Origin of the sequence: Rothia uropygialis (assembly GCF_004137765.1) — a bacterium.
GTDB lineage: Bacteria > Actinomycetota > Actinomycetes > Actinomycetales > Micrococcaceae > Rothia.
In genome coordinates this window covers 277116-292355 of record NZ_NOIS01000004.1, presented here as the reverse complement: position 1 = coordinate 292355, position 15240 = coordinate 277116, and the positions used below count along the sequence as shown (strand labels likewise).

General features: G+C 62.3%; 15 protein-coding genes. 6 read left to right on the top strand and 9 right to left on the bottom strand.

Translation table 11 applies throughout. From position 1 onward, the window contains the following. The first annotated feature begins 37 nt into the window (after positions 1 to 37). A complete protein-coding gene (locus EWV35_RS10610) occupies positions 38 to 532 on the top strand; it encodes a fluoride efflux transporter FluC (RefSeq protein WP_238654407.1) in 495 nt (164 codons plus the stop codon). After that, positions 529 to 909: a fluoride efflux transporter CrcB gene (gene crcB, locus EWV35_RS10605; RefSeq protein WP_129661682.1), complete on the top strand. Its 381-nt coding sequence runs from the start codon at positions 529 to 531 to the stop codon at positions 907 to 909. Before EWV35_RS10610 ends, crcB begins: the two co-directional genes overlap by 4 nt. Here the strand turns inward: crcB and EWV35_RS10600 are convergent. The 4 genes from EWV35_RS10600 to EWV35_RS10585 all read right to left on the bottom strand — a co-directional run bounded on the left by EWV35_RS10600 (position 906) and on the right by EWV35_RS10585 (position 5881). Next, positions 906 to 1826, bottom strand: a complete 921-nt coding sequence (locus tag EWV35_RS10600) for an AEC family transporter (RefSeq protein ID WP_129661680.1) — start codon at positions 1824 to 1826, stop codon at positions 906 to 908. The genes crcB and EWV35_RS10600 overlap by 4 nt on opposite strands. Positions 1827 to 1918: 92 nt before the next feature. Continuing rightward, positions 1919 to 2506: a phosphatase PAP2 family protein gene (locus EWV35_RS10595; RefSeq protein ID WP_129661678.1), complete on the bottom strand. Its 588-nt coding sequence runs from the start codon at positions 2504 to 2506 to the stop codon at positions 1919 to 1921. A 140-nt stretch (positions 2507 to 2646) separates the two neighbouring features. Next, positions 2647 to 4290 carry a thiamine pyrophosphate-binding protein gene (locus EWV35_RS10590; protein ID WP_129661676.1) on the bottom strand — a complete coding sequence of 548 codons (1644 nt, stop codon included), beginning with the start codon at positions 4288 to 4290 and terminating at the stop codon, positions 2647 to 2649. A 157-nt stretch (positions 4291 to 4447) separates the two neighbouring features. Then, positions 4448 to 5881, bottom strand: a complete 1434-nt coding sequence (locus EWV35_RS10585) for a sodium:solute symporter (RefSeq protein ID WP_238654448.1) — start codon at positions 5879 to 5881, stop codon at positions 4448 to 4450. A gap of 117 nt (positions 5882 to 5998) precedes the next feature. Here EWV35_RS10585 and EWV35_RS10580 point away from each other — a divergent pair, with 117 nt between their 5' ends. Then, positions 5999 to 6565, top strand: coding sequence for a helix-turn-helix domain-containing protein (locus EWV35_RS10580; protein WP_129661674.1), 567 nt, complete (start codon positions 5999 to 6001; stop codon positions 6563 to 6565). Positions 6566 to 6765: 200 nt separating this feature from the next. On the opposite strand, the gene EWV35_RS10575 is transcribed toward EWV35_RS10580, so the two are convergent. Further along, complete coding sequence (locus tag EWV35_RS10575; protein WP_129661672.1) at positions 6766 to 7512, bottom strand: S1 family peptidase; 747 nt, start codon at positions 7510 to 7512, stop codon at positions 6766 to 6768. Positions 7513 to 7672: 160 nt separating this feature from the next. After that, entirely contained in the window at positions 7673 to 8503 is an 831-nt protein-coding gene (locus tag EWV35_RS10570) for a glycerophosphodiester phosphodiesterase family protein (protein ID WP_165168521.1), read from the bottom strand. 84 nt (positions 8504 to 8587) lie between these two features. On the opposite strand from EWV35_RS10570, the gene EWV35_RS10565 reads away from it, so the two are divergent. From EWV35_RS10565 to EWV35_RS10555, 3 genes are all read left to right on the top strand, one after another. Next, a complete protein-coding gene (locus EWV35_RS10565) occupies positions 8588 to 9343 on the top strand; it encodes a fructosamine kinase family protein (RefSeq protein ID WP_129661668.1) in 756 nt (251 codons plus the stop codon). A gap of 108 nt (positions 9344 to 9451) precedes the next feature. Then, complete coding sequence (speB, locus tag EWV35_RS10560) at positions 9452 to 10525, top strand: agmatinase (RefSeq protein WP_394342447.1); 1074 nt, start codon at positions 9452 to 9454, stop codon at positions 10523 to 10525. A gap of 134 nt (positions 10526 to 10659) precedes the next feature. Next, the gene (locus EWV35_RS10555; protein WP_238654405.1) at positions 10660 to 11931 is read left to right on the top strand and encodes an aminotransferase-like domain-containing protein; all 1272 of its coding nucleotides are present in this window, start codon (positions 10660 to 10662) and stop codon (positions 11929 to 11931) included. A gap of 62 nt (positions 11932 to 11993) precedes the next feature. Here the strand turns inward: EWV35_RS10555 and EWV35_RS10550 are convergent, their stop codons facing one another. The 3 genes from EWV35_RS10550 to EWV35_RS10540 form a co-directional block, all read right to left on the bottom strand. Further along, positions 11994 to 12866 (bottom strand): sulfurtransferase, encoded by an 873-nt coding sequence (locus EWV35_RS10550; RefSeq protein ID WP_129661666.1) that lies wholly within the window; start codon positions 12864 to 12866, stop codon positions 11994 to 11996. Between the two features lie 73 nt (positions 12867 to 12939). Continuing rightward, entirely contained in the window at positions 12940 to 13548 is a 609-nt protein-coding gene (locus EWV35_RS10545; RefSeq protein ID WP_129661664.1) for a transglycosylase SLT domain-containing protein, read from the bottom strand. 86 nt (positions 13549 to 13634) lie between these two features. After that, the gene (locus EWV35_RS10540) at positions 13635 to 15230 is read right to left on the bottom strand and encodes a succinic semialdehyde dehydrogenase (RefSeq protein WP_129661662.1); all 1596 of its coding nucleotides are present in this window, start codon (positions 15228 to 15230) and stop codon (positions 13635 to 13637) included. Positions 15231 to 15240 lie beyond the last annotated feature (10 nt).

Genomic DNA, 15240 nt, shown 5'->3' with positions numbered 1-15240 from the left:
GCATGGTCCGTCACGAACAACGTCGAGGTGCATCAACGTGTCACAGAGTAACCATGTCATCGCCAGCGGGCCCGGGAAAGAATCCCGGCCGGTGCACCTCCAGCCTGTCTTCCTGAGCCTCGCGTTCCTGGGAGGAGCCATCGGGACGAGCCTCCGGTATGCGCTGACACTGATCTTTCCGGGGTCCGGAAGCGCCCTCGGAACCATCCTCGCGATCAACGTCGTCGGAGCGTTGTTCCTCGGATATGTGTTGGAGGCCCTTGCTCGTCGAGGAGATGACGGCGGGAGGCGGCGCATCGCGCGGGTCCTGATAGGAACCGGAATCCTCGGGGGCTTCACGACGTACAGCACGTTGGCCACGAACGTGACGGGGCTCCTCGGTTCCGGTCACATTTGGGCCGGAATCGGCTACGCCGTGCTCAGTGTGGTCGCCGGCGTCATCGCATCCGGAGCCGGGATCCTTATGGCGGCCCGGACCGTCGGGCCAGCCGCCGCGGCAGCGGAGCTTGACGAGGAGGAGACCCCGGCGTGATCGACTGGTTGTTCCTGGGCGTGGCGCTCGCGGGCGGAGCGGGCGCGGCAGTCCGGATGTTTCTCGACGGAGTGCTCAAATCGGTGTTCGGCAACACCATGCCGTGGGCGACGAACCTCATCAACCTCTCGGGCTCGCTTCTGCTCGGATTCCTTGCGGGATTGCTCATGGCCCACGGGATCTCCTCGGAAGTCCAGACCACGGTCGGCGCCGGATTCATGGGCGGTTATACGACGTTCTCCACCGCGAGCGTCGAAACCTTTCGGCTTATCCAGGAACGCCGCTGGGGTGCGGCACTGCTCAACGCCTTCGGCATGGTGCTCCTGGCGACCGGCGCGGCGGCCGCGGGTCTGATGATCGGAACGCTCTGTGGCTAGGCCATGATCGCGGCGATCACGAACAACGCCGGTACAGCCGCAATCGTCGAAAGCAGAACGATGTCCCTCGCCAGAGAGATGTTCTGGTTGTATCGGGACGAGAAGCTGAAGAGGTTCTGAGCCGTCGGCAATCCGGCAAGGGCCGTTGCCGCGAACAGATCGTGAGGGGCCAAATGGAAAACATACTGTCCCAGAAGGAAAGCCGCGATCGGCATGGCCACGACTTTGAGGCCGACCGCAAGCAGGGTTTCGGTCTTCTGCCCCTCGACCGCGAGCGGGCGGTTTCCGCGCAAGGACATTCCGAAGGCCACCAGAATCAGCGGGATTCCCGCGCCGCCAATGAGGCCCAAGGGTTCGTGGATCACATTGGGCACGCGAACCCCCAGCGCATTCACGAGGACCCCGAGGACCGATCCGATAATGATGGGATTGCGAAACGGCTGGCTCAAAATGTCCCGGGCGGAAACCCTGCCTTTCGCGACGACGTCGAAAATTGCTAAACAAACCGGAGTCGCGAGAACGAGCTGAAAGAGCAGAATCGGGGCCACCTGTGTGGGGTCACCGAAAATGTACGTCGCAACGGGGAGGCCCATATTGTTGGAATTCAGAAGGGCTGAACCCACTGCCCCGACCGTTACTCGACCGACTCCCCGTTTGAGGAATACCCCGGCGATCAGCGTGTAGACCGCGGCCATTGCAACGAAGCTCAGGGCGGCCACCGGAAGCCGGGCGGAGAAGATGACGTGCAGGTCAGCGGTCGCCAGGGTCGTGAACATGAGGGCGGGCAGGGCCACGAAGAACGCGAACCGGTTGAGGGTCCACCCGGCGTTCTTGCCCAGGATGCCCATCCGTTCGACGAGGTACCCAATGCCGACAACGACCCCAATGATGGCGAAGCCTTCGAGCACTCCGAACATGTGGCCCTTTCTCACACTTCCGTTCTAGCGGTTTCAGCTTCCCCGCAGGTCAGCCACCCGCGCAAATGGTGACCATCATGAGAAACGGAGAGTCAGTGGGAAGAAACAAACCAGAGATGGCACGCTCCGAGAATGAGGCCGATGACGGAGCCCACGAGGATCTCCGGAACGGTGTGTTTTCTGAGGTACCACCGGGACCAGCAGACCGTGGCATGAACGACCAGAGACAGGATGATCCACCACGGCCCCAGAAGACCGGGGAGAACCATGCCGAAGACAGCGCTCATGCCAGCATGTGCGCTGGCTTTGAGCCGAAAATTCACGAGCGCGATGATCAGGACGGCCAGCAGCATCACCACGATGATGCTCTTGGTTGCCGCCGCAGCAGGGGCAACCAGAAGAATTGTGGTGCCCGCGGCGATCGAGATCAGGGACAGGCCGTAGAAGACGTATCGCTGTTTCCGGTGGTAAATGAACCGATCGCTGACCTGGCCCGTGTGCGCCATATACAGGGAAAGCCCCCACGGGATCACGACGACGGCAACGACACCCACGACAGCCTGCCATGCCCATCCCGGGCCGGCGCTTGCGGGAACAGCGATGAGCAACGCTGCCGCGAGGATGAACGGGGAGAAGATCTCCGTGCCGGCGAACGCGGCGGATCGTTGAAGACTATGCACGGATCCACTTTATGCAGAAACAGACGGTCTCCCGGGATATACGGCCGCCGGGCACGGCGCTGCGTGAACAGACGGTACCAATCCATGTCTGCTACACACGGCGCCGTCCGAAGCCCGGACGGCCGAACCTCAATTCGGTATTACAGGCCCCGGCCGATGGTGAGGTGGATCAGGGACGGACCCTTGGTCTTCATCGCTTCCTGGACCTTCTGGGCCAAGGTTTCCATGGTGGCCGAGAATCCCGTGGCGCCAAAGCCTTCCGCGAGCTTGACCCAGTCGGGTTGCTTGAGGTCCACCGCGATGGGTGCAATGTTCCGGTCCTCTTCGTTGGCGCGGATTTCTCCGTAGCCCCCGTTGTCCACGCAGATAATCGGCAAGTCCAGTTCTTGCTCGACTGCGGTCATGACTTCCTGGATGGCGAACATGAGTGCGCCGTCGCCGAGAAGGCAGATCACCGGACGGTCCGGGGCGGCTACCTTGGCTCCGATGGACGCGGGGAGCCCGTAGCCGAGGGTCGCATAGGTGCCCATGTACAACAGCGAGTTGGGTTTGGGTGCGCGGTAGAACGTCGTCGTGCCCATGTAGGTGACCTGAGAGGAATCGCCGCCAACGATGGCGTTGTCCGGCAGCACGCTCATGATGATCTCGTTGATCTTGGCGAGCTCCGGGGCAATCGACCGGCCTTCCTCGTCGAGCTTTTCGAAGACCGCGGTCAAGTCCGGCGCCGGGCGCGAGCCAGGTTCCACGCCTTCAGCCTTGAGCGCGGAGACCAGCTGAGGGACCACGGCCACCGAGTTGCCCGGGAGCTCGAGATCCGGGGTGATGTTGGTCAGCATCTGCTGGCGCTCGATGTCCACGCGGATGATCGGGCCGTTCGGGCGGATGTCGCCACCCCAGAGTTCGGCCTCGCCGATTTTAGAACCGATGATCAGCATCGCGTCAGCCTTGCGGCAGAATTCGTGGGCGGTGCTCAGGCGCAGGTCCGCGCCGAGGGACAATCGGTGTCGCTCAGGGATCGCGCCCTTGCCGTTGGTCGAGGTGATCACCGGCGCCTCAAGCAGTTCGGCCAGCTCCAGAACCGCTTCGTGCGCTGCGACCGAACCACCACCGGCAACGATGATCGGTTTCTCCGCTGAGGCCAGCATGTTCGCGGCGCGGGCGATGTCGTGCGGCTGAGCCGGCTGGAAGGAGCCGAGGGGGCGGGCCTGGAGCTCTTCCTCGGTGAAACCCCCGGTCTCCTCGAGAACGTCCAGGGGAACCTCGATGTGGATCGGGCGCGGACGGGAATGCTTAAAGGAGACGAACGCGTTGTGGATCATCTCTACCGCCTCGGAGGCCGAGCTGACGCGGCGGGACAGCCCGATGATCGAGTCCACGGCTCCGGTGGGGTTCTTGGTCTCGTGCAGGGACCCGATGTCGCGGAATTCGGTGCCGCGAGGCCGGCCGGGGGACAGGATGATCATCGGGCGGGATTCGGCATACGCCGTGGCCGCGCCGGAGAGAGAATTGAGCAGTCCCGGACCCGACGTCGTGATGACCACGCCGGGAAGGCCCTTGGTCAGCGACCATCCGTCGGCACCGTATGAGGCGCCCTGCTCGTGACGGGTGGTCACGGGCTTGATGCCGAGTTCATCGAGGTGTCGGTAGAACTCAAGGTTGTGGGTGCCAGGGATGCCGAAGACGGTGTCGATACCGTAATTCCGCAAAGTAGCCAGAATGGCATAACCCGCGTTGTGACGCTGTTCGGTCTGAACGGGGTTTTCCCGTGCGGCCTGATCGCTCATGATGCTCCTCCTCTTCGCCGCGGCGCTGCAGCGGATGGGGTTGTGGGTTCTCTACAAAAGTATCCTGACGCGCAACCAGAATATACATATATGAAACTTTTTGGGGACCCGGCAACCCGCTCACCAGAAAACCGGGTCCATTCGGAAATCGGGCCTGCTACCTGCGGGATCCTTCGAGCCGAGCCTGCCACTCACCAAGTGTCGCCGAATTGGTGCGCGGCGTCGAGAGCGAAACCGCGACGTAGACGACCAGGGACAGAGCCAGGCCGACGTAAATGGGCTCGTTCGCGGCGACACCGAAGAACGCCATGGATACCAGAACACTGATCGCACCCACCAGCATCGAACTGGCGGCTCCAGGCCCTGTCCCGCGTTTCCAGAAGAGGCCGCCGAGGATCGCAACCAAGAGTCCGCCGACGAGGATGTCGTATGCGATGGTCAACGCTGTGACCACGCTGGGCACGATCATCGCGATGACGGTCACGAACACTCCAATGACCAGCACATACAGCCTGTCGAGCTTCATGCTTGCATCCGAGTCGTCGGGATTCTCGAGTCCGGAACCACCCGATTCCTCGTGCACCCGAGGCTTGGGTAGCGCGAATGCGCGGGACAACAACGGCACGACGTCGACCCTCGCAACCGTGGCCGAAGCGATCAGGGCTCCCGAGGCCGTGGACATCATTGCGGCGACGCCGGCAGCAAGCACCACGCCACCCAGGCCGGCGGGGAGATAGTCCTGCGCGAGAGCCGCGAAGGCGTCATCGGAGACCTCGAGATCCGGAAGAACCACGGCGGCGGCCATGCCGATGATCGCACCCGCGATGCCGTACAAAAGCGTGTAGACGCCCGCAGCGAATCCGCCCCACCGTGCGACACGAGGGGTGCGGGACGTGAAGACGCGCTGCCAAATATCCTGCCCGACCAGCAGACCCAAGGTGTAGACGACGAACATCGTGATGATGGACTGCGCACCCATGGCTCCAGGGTCGAAGAACTCCGAATCGAGGCGCGCGTGCAGACCGGACCAACCGCCGGCCGAGTGGAGAGAGAACGGGAGGAGCAGGAAGAACATGCCCACCGTCATGATCAGGAACTGCATCAGATCGGTCAGGGTGATGGACCACATGCCGCCCAGGATCGAATACCCGATGACAACCACGGACCCGATCACGATGCCCCAGGGCCGGTCCATATTGAACAGGACCTTGAAGATCGACGCGTAGGCGGAGGTCGAGGTCACGGCCAGCATCACGGTGTACCCGAGCATGACCACGGACGACGCTTTGACCGCACGGCCGCCGTAACGAAGGCCGAGCATCTGGGACACCGTGTACACGCCCAGCCTCTGAAGGCGTCCGGCAAAAGCCAGGGAAAGCACCATGACGCCGACCGCGATGGCGGCAACCATCCACATCCCGGAAATGCCGTAGGTGTATCCGAGTCCGACGCCGCCGATCGTTGCGGCTCCGCCTAGGACGACCGCGGACATCGTCCCGGTGAAGAAGAGATATCCCAGCCGACGTCCGGCCACGCGATAGTCTTCCGTGCTCCTAGCGCGGCGTTTGCCGTACCAGCCGATAAGAACCATCGCGGCCAAGTACAGAAGAATGATGAGGAGGTTCAAGAACGGTTCCAATCCTGATGTGATGCGCAATTCATGGTCTCTATCGATACCATGCATAGAGGCCAATGAAAGGATTGAGCGATGAAGGCGTTGCCCGTTCAGCAACTGGAGAGGTCGCCTGAACTGGGGTCACGGCTTCGCAATCACCGATTGCGACAGCATATGACGATTGAGCAGCTGGCAACAGCAACGGACCTGACCAAAGGGTTCATCAGTCGTGTCGAGAGAGACCAGACCTCGCCCTCCGTCGCGTCGCTCGTCAAATTGTGCAGGGCGCTCCGCGTGAATGTCGGTGATCTCTTCGCGGAACCCGATACCCAGGTGATTCGTCTGGAGGAGGCGCCCGAGGTGGACCTCGGCGGGGCGGGAATCCACGAGCGACTCGTGTCAGGCCCGAACCTCGAGAAGGTCCAAGTCATCCGGGCGAGTATCGAACCCGGAGGAACCGGCGAGGAAGCCCTCTACACCGTGGAATGCGAGACGGAGGTTCTGCACGTCATCTCGGGTGAATTCGTGCTGAGGACCAGCGTCGGGGAGCTTGAGCTGGGCCCAGGAGATTCTGTGACCCTGAGCGGTCGCGAGCCTCATTCATGGCGAAGTACCGGTGGCGGGCCCGCGGAGGTCCTCTGGGTTTTGGTGAATAAGTAGAGACTCTCAGCGTATTTCATATTTCGACGGGCGCTGATCATCGCTTCCGGTTCGGGAAGAAGTACCGAGCTTTCCTCAAGATATCGAAATTCTTCTGTGTCCTGAGAATCCTCGGTGTGCCCAAAAGTATTCGCGCGACGACAACGCCCGGAGGTGAAGGGGTTGCCGCCGCGCGAAGCGGTGGCCGTAGAATGCCTGGATCAGACGCCGGTCTGCTGGCTGATCCAATCGCGGTGATCGGTCAGGTTGGCGTAATTGCTGCCGGCCTGGGTATCTGCGCCAGGATCCGCGGAGTCGCCGGTCGAGCACACGCCGACGATCTGGCCGTTGATGACCAGCGGGCCACCCGAGTCGCCGTGGTTGGAGGCTCCGCTCGAACCGCGGACGTGTACTGCCTTGCCGCCGAATGCATCGGTCGACGAACCCAAGACGTCCACGCTCGCGGTGTACAACCAGTCGGCTCGCCCCTGATTGGCCCGGAGGCCGTACCCGAAGATATTGCCTTGGTCGCCCGACTTGGGGCTGTAGCCGCTTCCCAGCTGGGCGTATGAGCTGACCTGGTGCGGGCTTTGGAGATGAATCAAGCCAACGTCACCGTAAGGCGAATTGACTACTCGGTCAGAACCGTAGGCCTTGCCGGGATTGGCCGTGTCGTTCGAGTAGTAGGCCTTCATGTTCTGCGAATCCTCGGTGCAGTGGCGCGCGGTCAGAATCCATTCGCTGTTGATGGCTTCGCCTGTGCAACCGAAGGTCCCCGACTCTCCTGCGGTGTTGAAGGAGAGCTGGACGATATTGGGGCTGTTGGTGGCCTGACCACCGACGATGTAATTGGTCGAATCCGCCTGCGTTGCCGCCAACGCTGGGGTGCCGGAAACGCCCAAAGCGATTGAGGCGCCGAGGATTCCGAGTGCTGAAGCTGCTCTCTTAAGGTGCTGAGGCTTTTTCATTGACTAACTCCATAGAGCCACGGACCAAACTATTTTTGGCCCTGGTGAGCCTAATGTAATGCACGTCTCAGTATGTGGTCAACAAAGGATGGAAAATGAATTGGCCATATGTTTACAGCGAAAACTATAAATGTTAATTTATGTAAATTTTATTTAATAATCACGGATGGGTTTTTGCGCTTCCGGACTGATGGGTTTCGGGTCGGGTTGCAGGCGTGTGCCGCAACGCCGCGGGCGCGTCGTTCGGAGTGAGCCCTTTGGGGCCGTCCGTACATATTCCGTCGACGCCCCAGCCGGCGAGTTCGGCTGCGCGGCCAGGATTGTTGACGGTCCATGTGTTGATTTCGAGCCCTTCGGAATGTATCCATTCGACGATACGCTCGTTGAGTTCGCGATGGTGCGGGTGAACGTACGTCGCACCGGTGGAATGGGCGATCTCTCGCCATCCTGAATGCCGGCTCGTCAGGGTGAAACGGCTCCGCTCGAAGAGGCAGGCCAGGCGAAGGCGGGGTACCGCGAGGTGGAGCGTCGCGAGCAGGGGGTGATTGAACGAGGAAACGATGACGCGCGGTTTGTCGCCACGAGGTTCGACGCGCTCCAGCTCCCGGGTTACCGCATGAATGTAGGTGCCGATCCGTTCAGGGTTGGGGTCGGTGAGCTTGAGCTCCAGATTCACGTTCAGGCCGGTGCTGTTCATGAGATCCACCAAGTCTCTGAGGGTAGGAACGCGAGTGTCCGCGAAGCTCTGCGAGAACCAGCGACCTACGTCGATCTCTGCCAGGTCTTCAATCTGCGATGCGCTCACACGGGCAGCAACCTTACCGGTGCGTTTGAAAGACGAATCGTGGATGAGCACGATCGTCCCGTCGGCCAGCATGTCGGCATCGGTCTCAATCCACTGGAAACCGGCGTCCGCGGCCGCCCGGAACGCGGCCACAGTGTTTTCGGGGGCCTTTGCGGAGTGCCCGCGATGGGCGATCAAGAAACTCACGAATCCATAGTGGCAGAGAAAAGTAGCGTGCCGGTTAACGTCGATCCCCTTTTGGGCTGACGGTGCGTTGGTGGATCATGAGGTATGGAGTTTTTCACCAAGCACACGATCGGCAGACCTGCTGACTGGGAAAAATCTGGCCTCGAATGGCTTTCCGATGCGGAAAGCGACGGCGGTGCGCGCATTTGCCGCGTCCTCGGTGTGGCTGAGGACGGCCTCCGGCTAGAACTGATCCGGGAATCCTCTCCGTCCACGGCGGCCGCGCGGGCATTCGGTCAGGGTCTGGCCATGATGCACAACGCCGGTGCCTCGGCATGGGGAGCGGGTCCTCCAGGGTGGGAGGGTGACGGATACCAAGGCCCTGCGAGCCAGCAACTGGCCTTGCCCCTCGGTGAATTCGAATCATGGGGAGCAATGTTTGCCCAGTTGAGGATTGCGCCCCTGGTTCGGGAGGCCAAAGGCTTCTCGAGCGAGGATCGACGACTGTTCGGTCAGCTGTGTGAGCGGTTGCGTGACGGAGTCTTCGACGACGGTGATGTGCCTTCCCGGCTGCACGGGGACCTGTGGGCGGGCAATGTGCTCTGGACCGGTGGCGAAGCCGTGCTGATCGATCCGACGGCGTACGGCGGGCACCGCGAGGACGACCTGGCCGCGCTGGCGATGTTCGGTGCCCCGCATCTGCGCGACATTCTCGAAGGCTATGAAGAGGCCCATCCGCTGGAGGCGGGGTGGCAGGAGCGCGTGGACTTGCATCAGCTTCATTTGATACTGCTCCACGCGGCGTTGTTCGGCGGTGGGTACGTCAAGCAGGCCATTCAGGCGGCTCGTCGCTACGTCTAGTTGGATCGTCCAGCGGGAGGGGCGCGGCCGAGTGCGCCCCAGTGCACTAAAGCAACTTTTGTTGCACAATGAGAAACAAGCCCAGTACGACTTTCCGGGAGGACACACGTGAGCAGCAAGAACGATCCCAAGATTAAGCCGAGTTTCTCGGCGCACCCCGAGCGCATCATCGAAACCGATGCGAACGGTCACGAGTACGTGGGTCCCGTCAACGCAGCCCAGGTCCCGCGCTGGGCCGGTAACGGAACCTTCGCCCGGTTGCCCCGATTGGACGAGGTGAACAAGGCTGACGTCGTCGTCGCCGGCATGCCGTGGGACACCGGGGTCTCGTACCGCCCGGGTGCGCGTTTCGGCTCGAATCACGTTCGCGAGTCCTCCCGTCTTTTGCGTCCCTTCAACCCTGCGCAGAACTTTTCCCCGTTCAAGAACACCCAGGTCGCCGACGCGGGAGACATCATCGGAAATCCCTTCAACATCGAGGAAGCCCTTGAGGCGATGGACGCGGGTGCCCACGAGCTGACCAAAGACGGCACCAAGCTCGTCACGATCGGCGGCGACCACACCATTGCGCTGCCCAACCTGAGGAACATGCACCGACAGCATGGGCCGGTAGCTCTGCTGCACTTTGACGCGCATTTGGATACGTGGGATACCTACTTCGGCGCCGAATACACCCACGGAACCCCATTCCGCCGTGCTTTCGAGGAAAATCTCATCGATACGGATGCGCTCTGCCATGTAGGTACCCGGGGTCCGCTGTACGGAACGGAGGATCTCGACGACGACGCCCGCTTCGGTTTCGGCATCGTCTCATCCGCCGATATCTACCGCCTTGGCGTGGACAGGGTCGTCGAACAGCTCCGGAAGCGCGTGGGCGACCGCCCGTTGTATATTTCCCTGGACATCGACGTGCTGGACCCGGCTCATGCCCCGGGAACCGGGACCCCGGAGGCCGGTGGCGCGACGAGCCGCGAGATCCTCGAGATCGTCCGTGGCCTGCGCGGACTGGACGTGGTCGGCGCCGAGGTCGTGGAAGTGGCCCCTGCCTATGATCACGCGGAACTGACAGGTATAGCGGCAGCACATATTGTGTACGAATTCATCAGCCTCATGGCCCTGGGCAAGAATGCGCCGGCAGACGGCCCCGCATACGGCGAGGCCAAGAACACGTACGGCGCCTAGGCAGGAGCCGCACCCGGCACGGACGCCGGGTCGGCCTTTCGCGGGCCCCGGTCGTGACCCTCAGCGGTGGCGTCCGCACGTGACGGCCCCACAGACCAGGTCCTCGACCTCCACTCGAATCAAAGGAGACTTAAGTGGTCAGCATTCAGGAACTCATGTCCGGAGCAACCGGTGCGGACGCGCGCCTCATGCAAGGTTTTGCCACGAGAGCCGCGGGCTTCCGCCCCTCGCCTGTACGTGACGTCTTCGAGGTATCGATGCGTCCGGGCATCATCTCTTTGGCCGGCGGCAACCCGGACCTCGAGCTCCTTCCACTGGACCGTTTGGGCGAGATGGCTTCCAAGATCATCTCCGAGGAGGGCCTCGAGGTCCTGCAGTACGGCTCGGGCGCTGGTTTGGAAGAACTCGCAGAACTCGTGTGCGAGTTCATGGGGTCGGAAGGATCTCACCCCAAGCTGGACGAGATCCAGATGACGGCGGGCTCGCAGATGGGGCTCGACCTCGTGACCAAGCTGTTCACGGATCCGGGCGACGTGATTCTGGCCGAAGGACCCACCTATACCGGCGCCCTCGGGGTATTCGAAGGTTACGAGGTCGAGGTCCAGCATGTCGAGATGGACGATCAGGGTCTGGACCCGGCAGAGGTCGAGGAGAAAATCACACGCCTCAAGTCCGAGGGCAAAAAGGTCAAATTCCTCTACACGATCCCCAATTACCAGAATCCCACCGGCGTGACGCTCGCTGACGAGCGCCGTGCAGAACTTGTCCGTGTGTGCCGCGAGAACGACGTCCTGGTGGTTGAGGACAATCCCTATGGTCAGCTCGGGTTCGGCGGGGAGCGTCATCGGTCCCTGCATTCGTACGACCCCGAAGCCGTTATCTACCTCGGTAGCTTCTCGAAGGTTTTCTCACCGGGGGTGCGCGTCGGTTGGATGGTTGCGCCGCCGCGGGTCCGCAAGTTCTTGCAGATCGCGGGCGAGGCCGTAACCATTTGTCCCTCGGTCCTCTCCCAACGACTGGTGCTCGGGTTCATGAGCGAAGGAATGTGGGAGCCTCACACCCGCAGGACCTCCAAGCTGTACAAGGAACGGTGTGAATCCGTTCTGGAGGCGTGCGAGAAGTTCATGCCCGAGGGCACGCAGTGGACGACTCCGGAAGGCGGATTCTTCACCTGGTTGACCCTGCCCGAGGGCGGGGCGGGGAATGCGGAGCTGGCACTTCCCCGGGCCATCGATGCGGGCGTGGTGTTCGTTCCGGGCACCGCGTTCTACGACGACGCCGCCGCTCACCGCGCAGGCGATCCGCCTGCCGAGCCTTCCGGCGCACGCAATGTGCGTCTCGCCTTCTCGTCGGTTGCTCCGGAACGTCTCGCGGAAGGCGTCCAGCGCCTGGCGGGCGTCCTCTAAGGCCCAGCTGCTTCGGTGGCACAAAGAACTCCCCACTTCGCGGACCGAAGTGGGGAGTTCTCCTATGAGCCGCAAGCGTCGTCTGGCTCGGGGTGGAGAGCCGAATACTGGGACCAGGATCCCGGGTAGAGGCGCCCGTGGAGACCCGCGATTTCCAGAGCCACCAGGTTATGACATGCCGTCACGCCGGACCCGCAGTACACGATGGGCTCGGTATCGCTGTCCACGCCCGCCTCTCCGAAGCGTTTCCGCAGATCGACGGTCGTCAAAAAGCGTCCGTCCGCTCCGATGTTCTCCGCGTGGAAGACATTGAGCGCGCCGGGAATGTGGCCCGCCCATGGATCCATCGGCTCGACCTCGCCCCGGTACCGTTCTGGGGCACGCGAGTCCAAAAGGGGGAGCCCGTCGGATTCAGCAGTTTCGGCGTCGTGCATCGTCGCGATCCATTCCGGGTTCACAGGCGTGCGTCGGAAGCTTCCCGTGGGTGCCGGCACGACGTCGCCTGCCCCGGGTTCGAGGGCGTCCGCGCCGTGCCGACGGGTCCAGGCCTGGATCCCGCCGTCGAGAAGGGCCGCGGTGTGCCCCGTAGCGCGCAACAACCACACGAGCCGGGACGCGGAGCCTCCCGAGGCATCGTCGTAGGCGATGACGACGGTGTCCTCGGCGATGCCCGCGGCCTCCATGCCGGACGCGAAAGTCTCGGGATCCGGGAGCGGATGTCGGCCGGATTCGGCCGCCGCCGGCGCCGCGAGGACCGTGTCAAGATCGACGAAGGCGGCCTGGGGCAGATGGCCCGAGGCAAAGGCGGCAGAGCCTGAGCGCCCATCCAAGTACCAGCGCACATCGGCCACGCGGACCTCCAGATCGGAGCCGAGGAGCAGCTGGTCGGCATCCTCCACGGATATGACCCAAGGAATATGTGAAGACGTAGGCATAGTGCCAATCTAGTCCAGGAAACTCACCTCGGGGAATGCTCCGGATCGCGCCTCGAATTCTGAACCCTGCGGACTAGTCGCAGGTCTTCGAGTATTTGCCTTCGGAAAGCTTCATGATCTTGTGGACGTAATTCTTGGTTTCGGAGATGTCGGGTACGCCGTGCGCCTTCTTCATGGCGTTGGGGCCGGCGTTGTAGCCAGCTAAAGCGAATCGTGCGACGTCTTCTTCGGAATTGGCGTATTCGTCGGCCTGCTTGTGGAGATACTTCATGTACCGGCCTTGGGCTGCGATCGCGTCCTTTTCATTCATGGGGTCCCCGTCTCCCCAGACGTCCCAGGTGTCCTGAGTGAATTGCGCGATTCCCTTGGCGCCGGCTTTCGAATGAGCGTCAGGGTTCCACCCCGATTCGGCCTCGATCTGAGCCGCGAGAATCTTGACGGGAAATCCCGATTCCTCCGAGGCCTGCTGCATGTCTTCCGACAGATGATCCGGTATGGCCGATGAATTCAGAATCGTGCACTCCGACTTTCCGTAGTCGCTCAGGACCAGACCGGCCGAACCCACCACGAGCAGTAGTAGGGCGGTCAGGACCTGCCAGTTGCGCACGAGCGCCCGCGAGATCTTGTTGCCCTGACCGTGGTCGGGTCTTCCGGCGGGAGAACGCTTTTTCGAATTAGCCATCGGGCCAAGCTTACAGAGTGCGTCTGGCCTTCTCGCTCCGGGATGTCAGAGATCACGAAGGAACGCGATGGTGCTGTTTTCGGCAGCTACTTCAGTCGAAGTCTCTTCATCGCCCCGAGGGCCTGGCTCATGACCTTTTGGAATCTCTCGCCGTCCAATGGACCGAAGGGAGCAATGGGCATGAGCGATTGGTGGGCAACGGTGCGAGTCCGGGTGAATTCGACAATTCCTTCCGGCCCGTGTCGATGGCCCAGGCCGGATGCCTTCAGGCCGCCGGACGGCGCCGCAATCGATCCCCACGCGGCGGAGAAGGCTTCGTTGACGTTGACCATTCCGGCTTCGATATCGGAGGCGACCGCCAGTCCATGGGATTTGTCGCCCGAGTACACGCTCGCGTTGAGGCCGTAGGGGGTCTCATTGGCACGGGCAATCGCTTCGTCCTCGGAGCCGACGCTGTAGACCGCGACGACCGGACCAAAGGTTTCTTCATGCGTGAGTCGGGCCGAGGATGGTACATCGGTGAGAATCGTCGGTTCGAAGAAGCAACGACCGAGGTCCGGGCGTGCCGAGCCTCCTGCGAGAATTTTCGCGCCGACCTGTGTGGCCTGGTCCACGGCGCGTTGCACCCTGGTGAGGTGCTCCTCGGAGATCAGGCTGCCGACGTCGTGGTGGTGGTCGAATGAGAAGCCCAGTCGCAGGGCTCCAGTGGCGTTCCGGAAGCGTATGCAGAATTCGTTGTAGAGCTCGTCCATGACATAAATGCGCTCGATCGACAGGCACAACTGGCCCGTCGAGGAAAAGCACCCTCGCACGGACCCGTCCACCGCTGCATCGAGGGAAGCGTCCGAACAGATGATCATGGGATTCTTGCCGCCGAGCTCGAGTGCGGTCGGTTTGAGCATTGCGCCCGTTTTCTGGGCGATACCGCGACCGGCGGTGGTGGATCCGGTGAAAGACACCGCGTCCACCCTGTCCAGGAGGGCATCACCGATCTGCTCTACGGGACCCGGGACAAGCTGCCATGCCTCGGCCGGGAGGCCGGCCGAGATTGCGAGCCGGCGCATCAGGATGGCCGAGAGTACGGTCTTGGAATCGGGTTTGTGGACCACCGCATTGCCTGCGGCCAATGCCGAGAGCAGGTCCGTTCCTCCCAAGGAGACCGGATAATTCCATGGGGTGATGAACCCGACCACCCCCAGGGGGAGGCGTTGGACGGTAGTGCTCGTCATCCCGGGTAGGGCACCACGGCGGTGTTCGTGACGCAGGGCTTTCGGGGCCGTGCGTCCCACGAAACGACACACGTTGTATGCGTCCATGACCTCGTCGAACGCATGGATCCGAGACTTTCCGGTTTCGGCCTGGATCGTGTCCAGAATGAGTTCTTCGTGGCGCCGGATTTCACCGTGCAAGCGGAGCAGGACGGCAGCGCGCTCGGACGCGGGCCGTTCGGCCCATCCCGGTTGCGCGGCCCGAGCCCTCTCGGCGGCACGGAACACATCCTCAGCTTTCGCGCCGTGACAAGAGAACAGCGTCTCTCCGAGCGCTGGTGCTGTGATCTGGAGGCGGGATCCGGTTCCAGCGACGTCGTCGCTCAGGTTCTCCGTGAGGAACTCGGCGAGTCGCGGGGGCAAGTCCACGGTATCGGGCCGTGCGGAGGAGGGATCGGCACTGACTGTACTCATGAGTCCAGTT

Coding starts and splice junctions, on each gene's coding strand:
- EWV35_RS10600 (WP_129661680.1), bottom strand. CDS start 1,826: ATGTTCGGAGTGCTCGAAGGCTTCGCCATCATTGGGGTCGTTGTCGGC.
- EWV35_RS10590 (WP_129661676.1), bottom strand. CDS start 4,290: ATGAGCGATCAGGCCGCACGGGAAAACCCCGTTCAGACCGAACAGCGT.
- EWV35_RS10585 (WP_238654448.1), bottom strand. CDS start 5,881: ATGGTTCTTATCGGCTGGTACGGCAAACGCCGCGCTAGGAGCACGGAA.
- EWV35_RS10580 (WP_129661674.1), top strand. CDS start 5,999: ATGAAGGCGTTGCCCGTTCAGCAACTGGAGAGGTCGCCTGAACTGGGG.
- EWV35_RS10575 (WP_129661672.1), bottom strand. CDS start 7,512: ATGAAAAAGCCTCAGCACCTTAAGAGAGCAGCTTCAGCACTCGGAATC.
- EWV35_RS10565 (WP_129661668.1), top strand. CDS start 8,588: ATGGAGTTTTTCACCAAGCACACGATCGGCAGACCTGCTGACTGGGAA.
- EWV35_RS10550 (WP_129661666.1), bottom strand. CDS start 12,866: ATGCCTACGTCTTCACATATTCCTTGGGTCATATCCGTGGAGGATGCC.
- EWV35_RS10545 (WP_129661664.1), bottom strand. CDS start 13,548: ATGGCTAATTCGAAAAAGCGTTCTCCCGCCGGAAGACCCGACCACGGT.
- EWV35_RS10540 (WP_129661662.1), bottom strand. CDS start 15,230: ATGAGTACAGTCAGTGCCGATCCCTCCTCCGCACGGCCCGATACCGTG.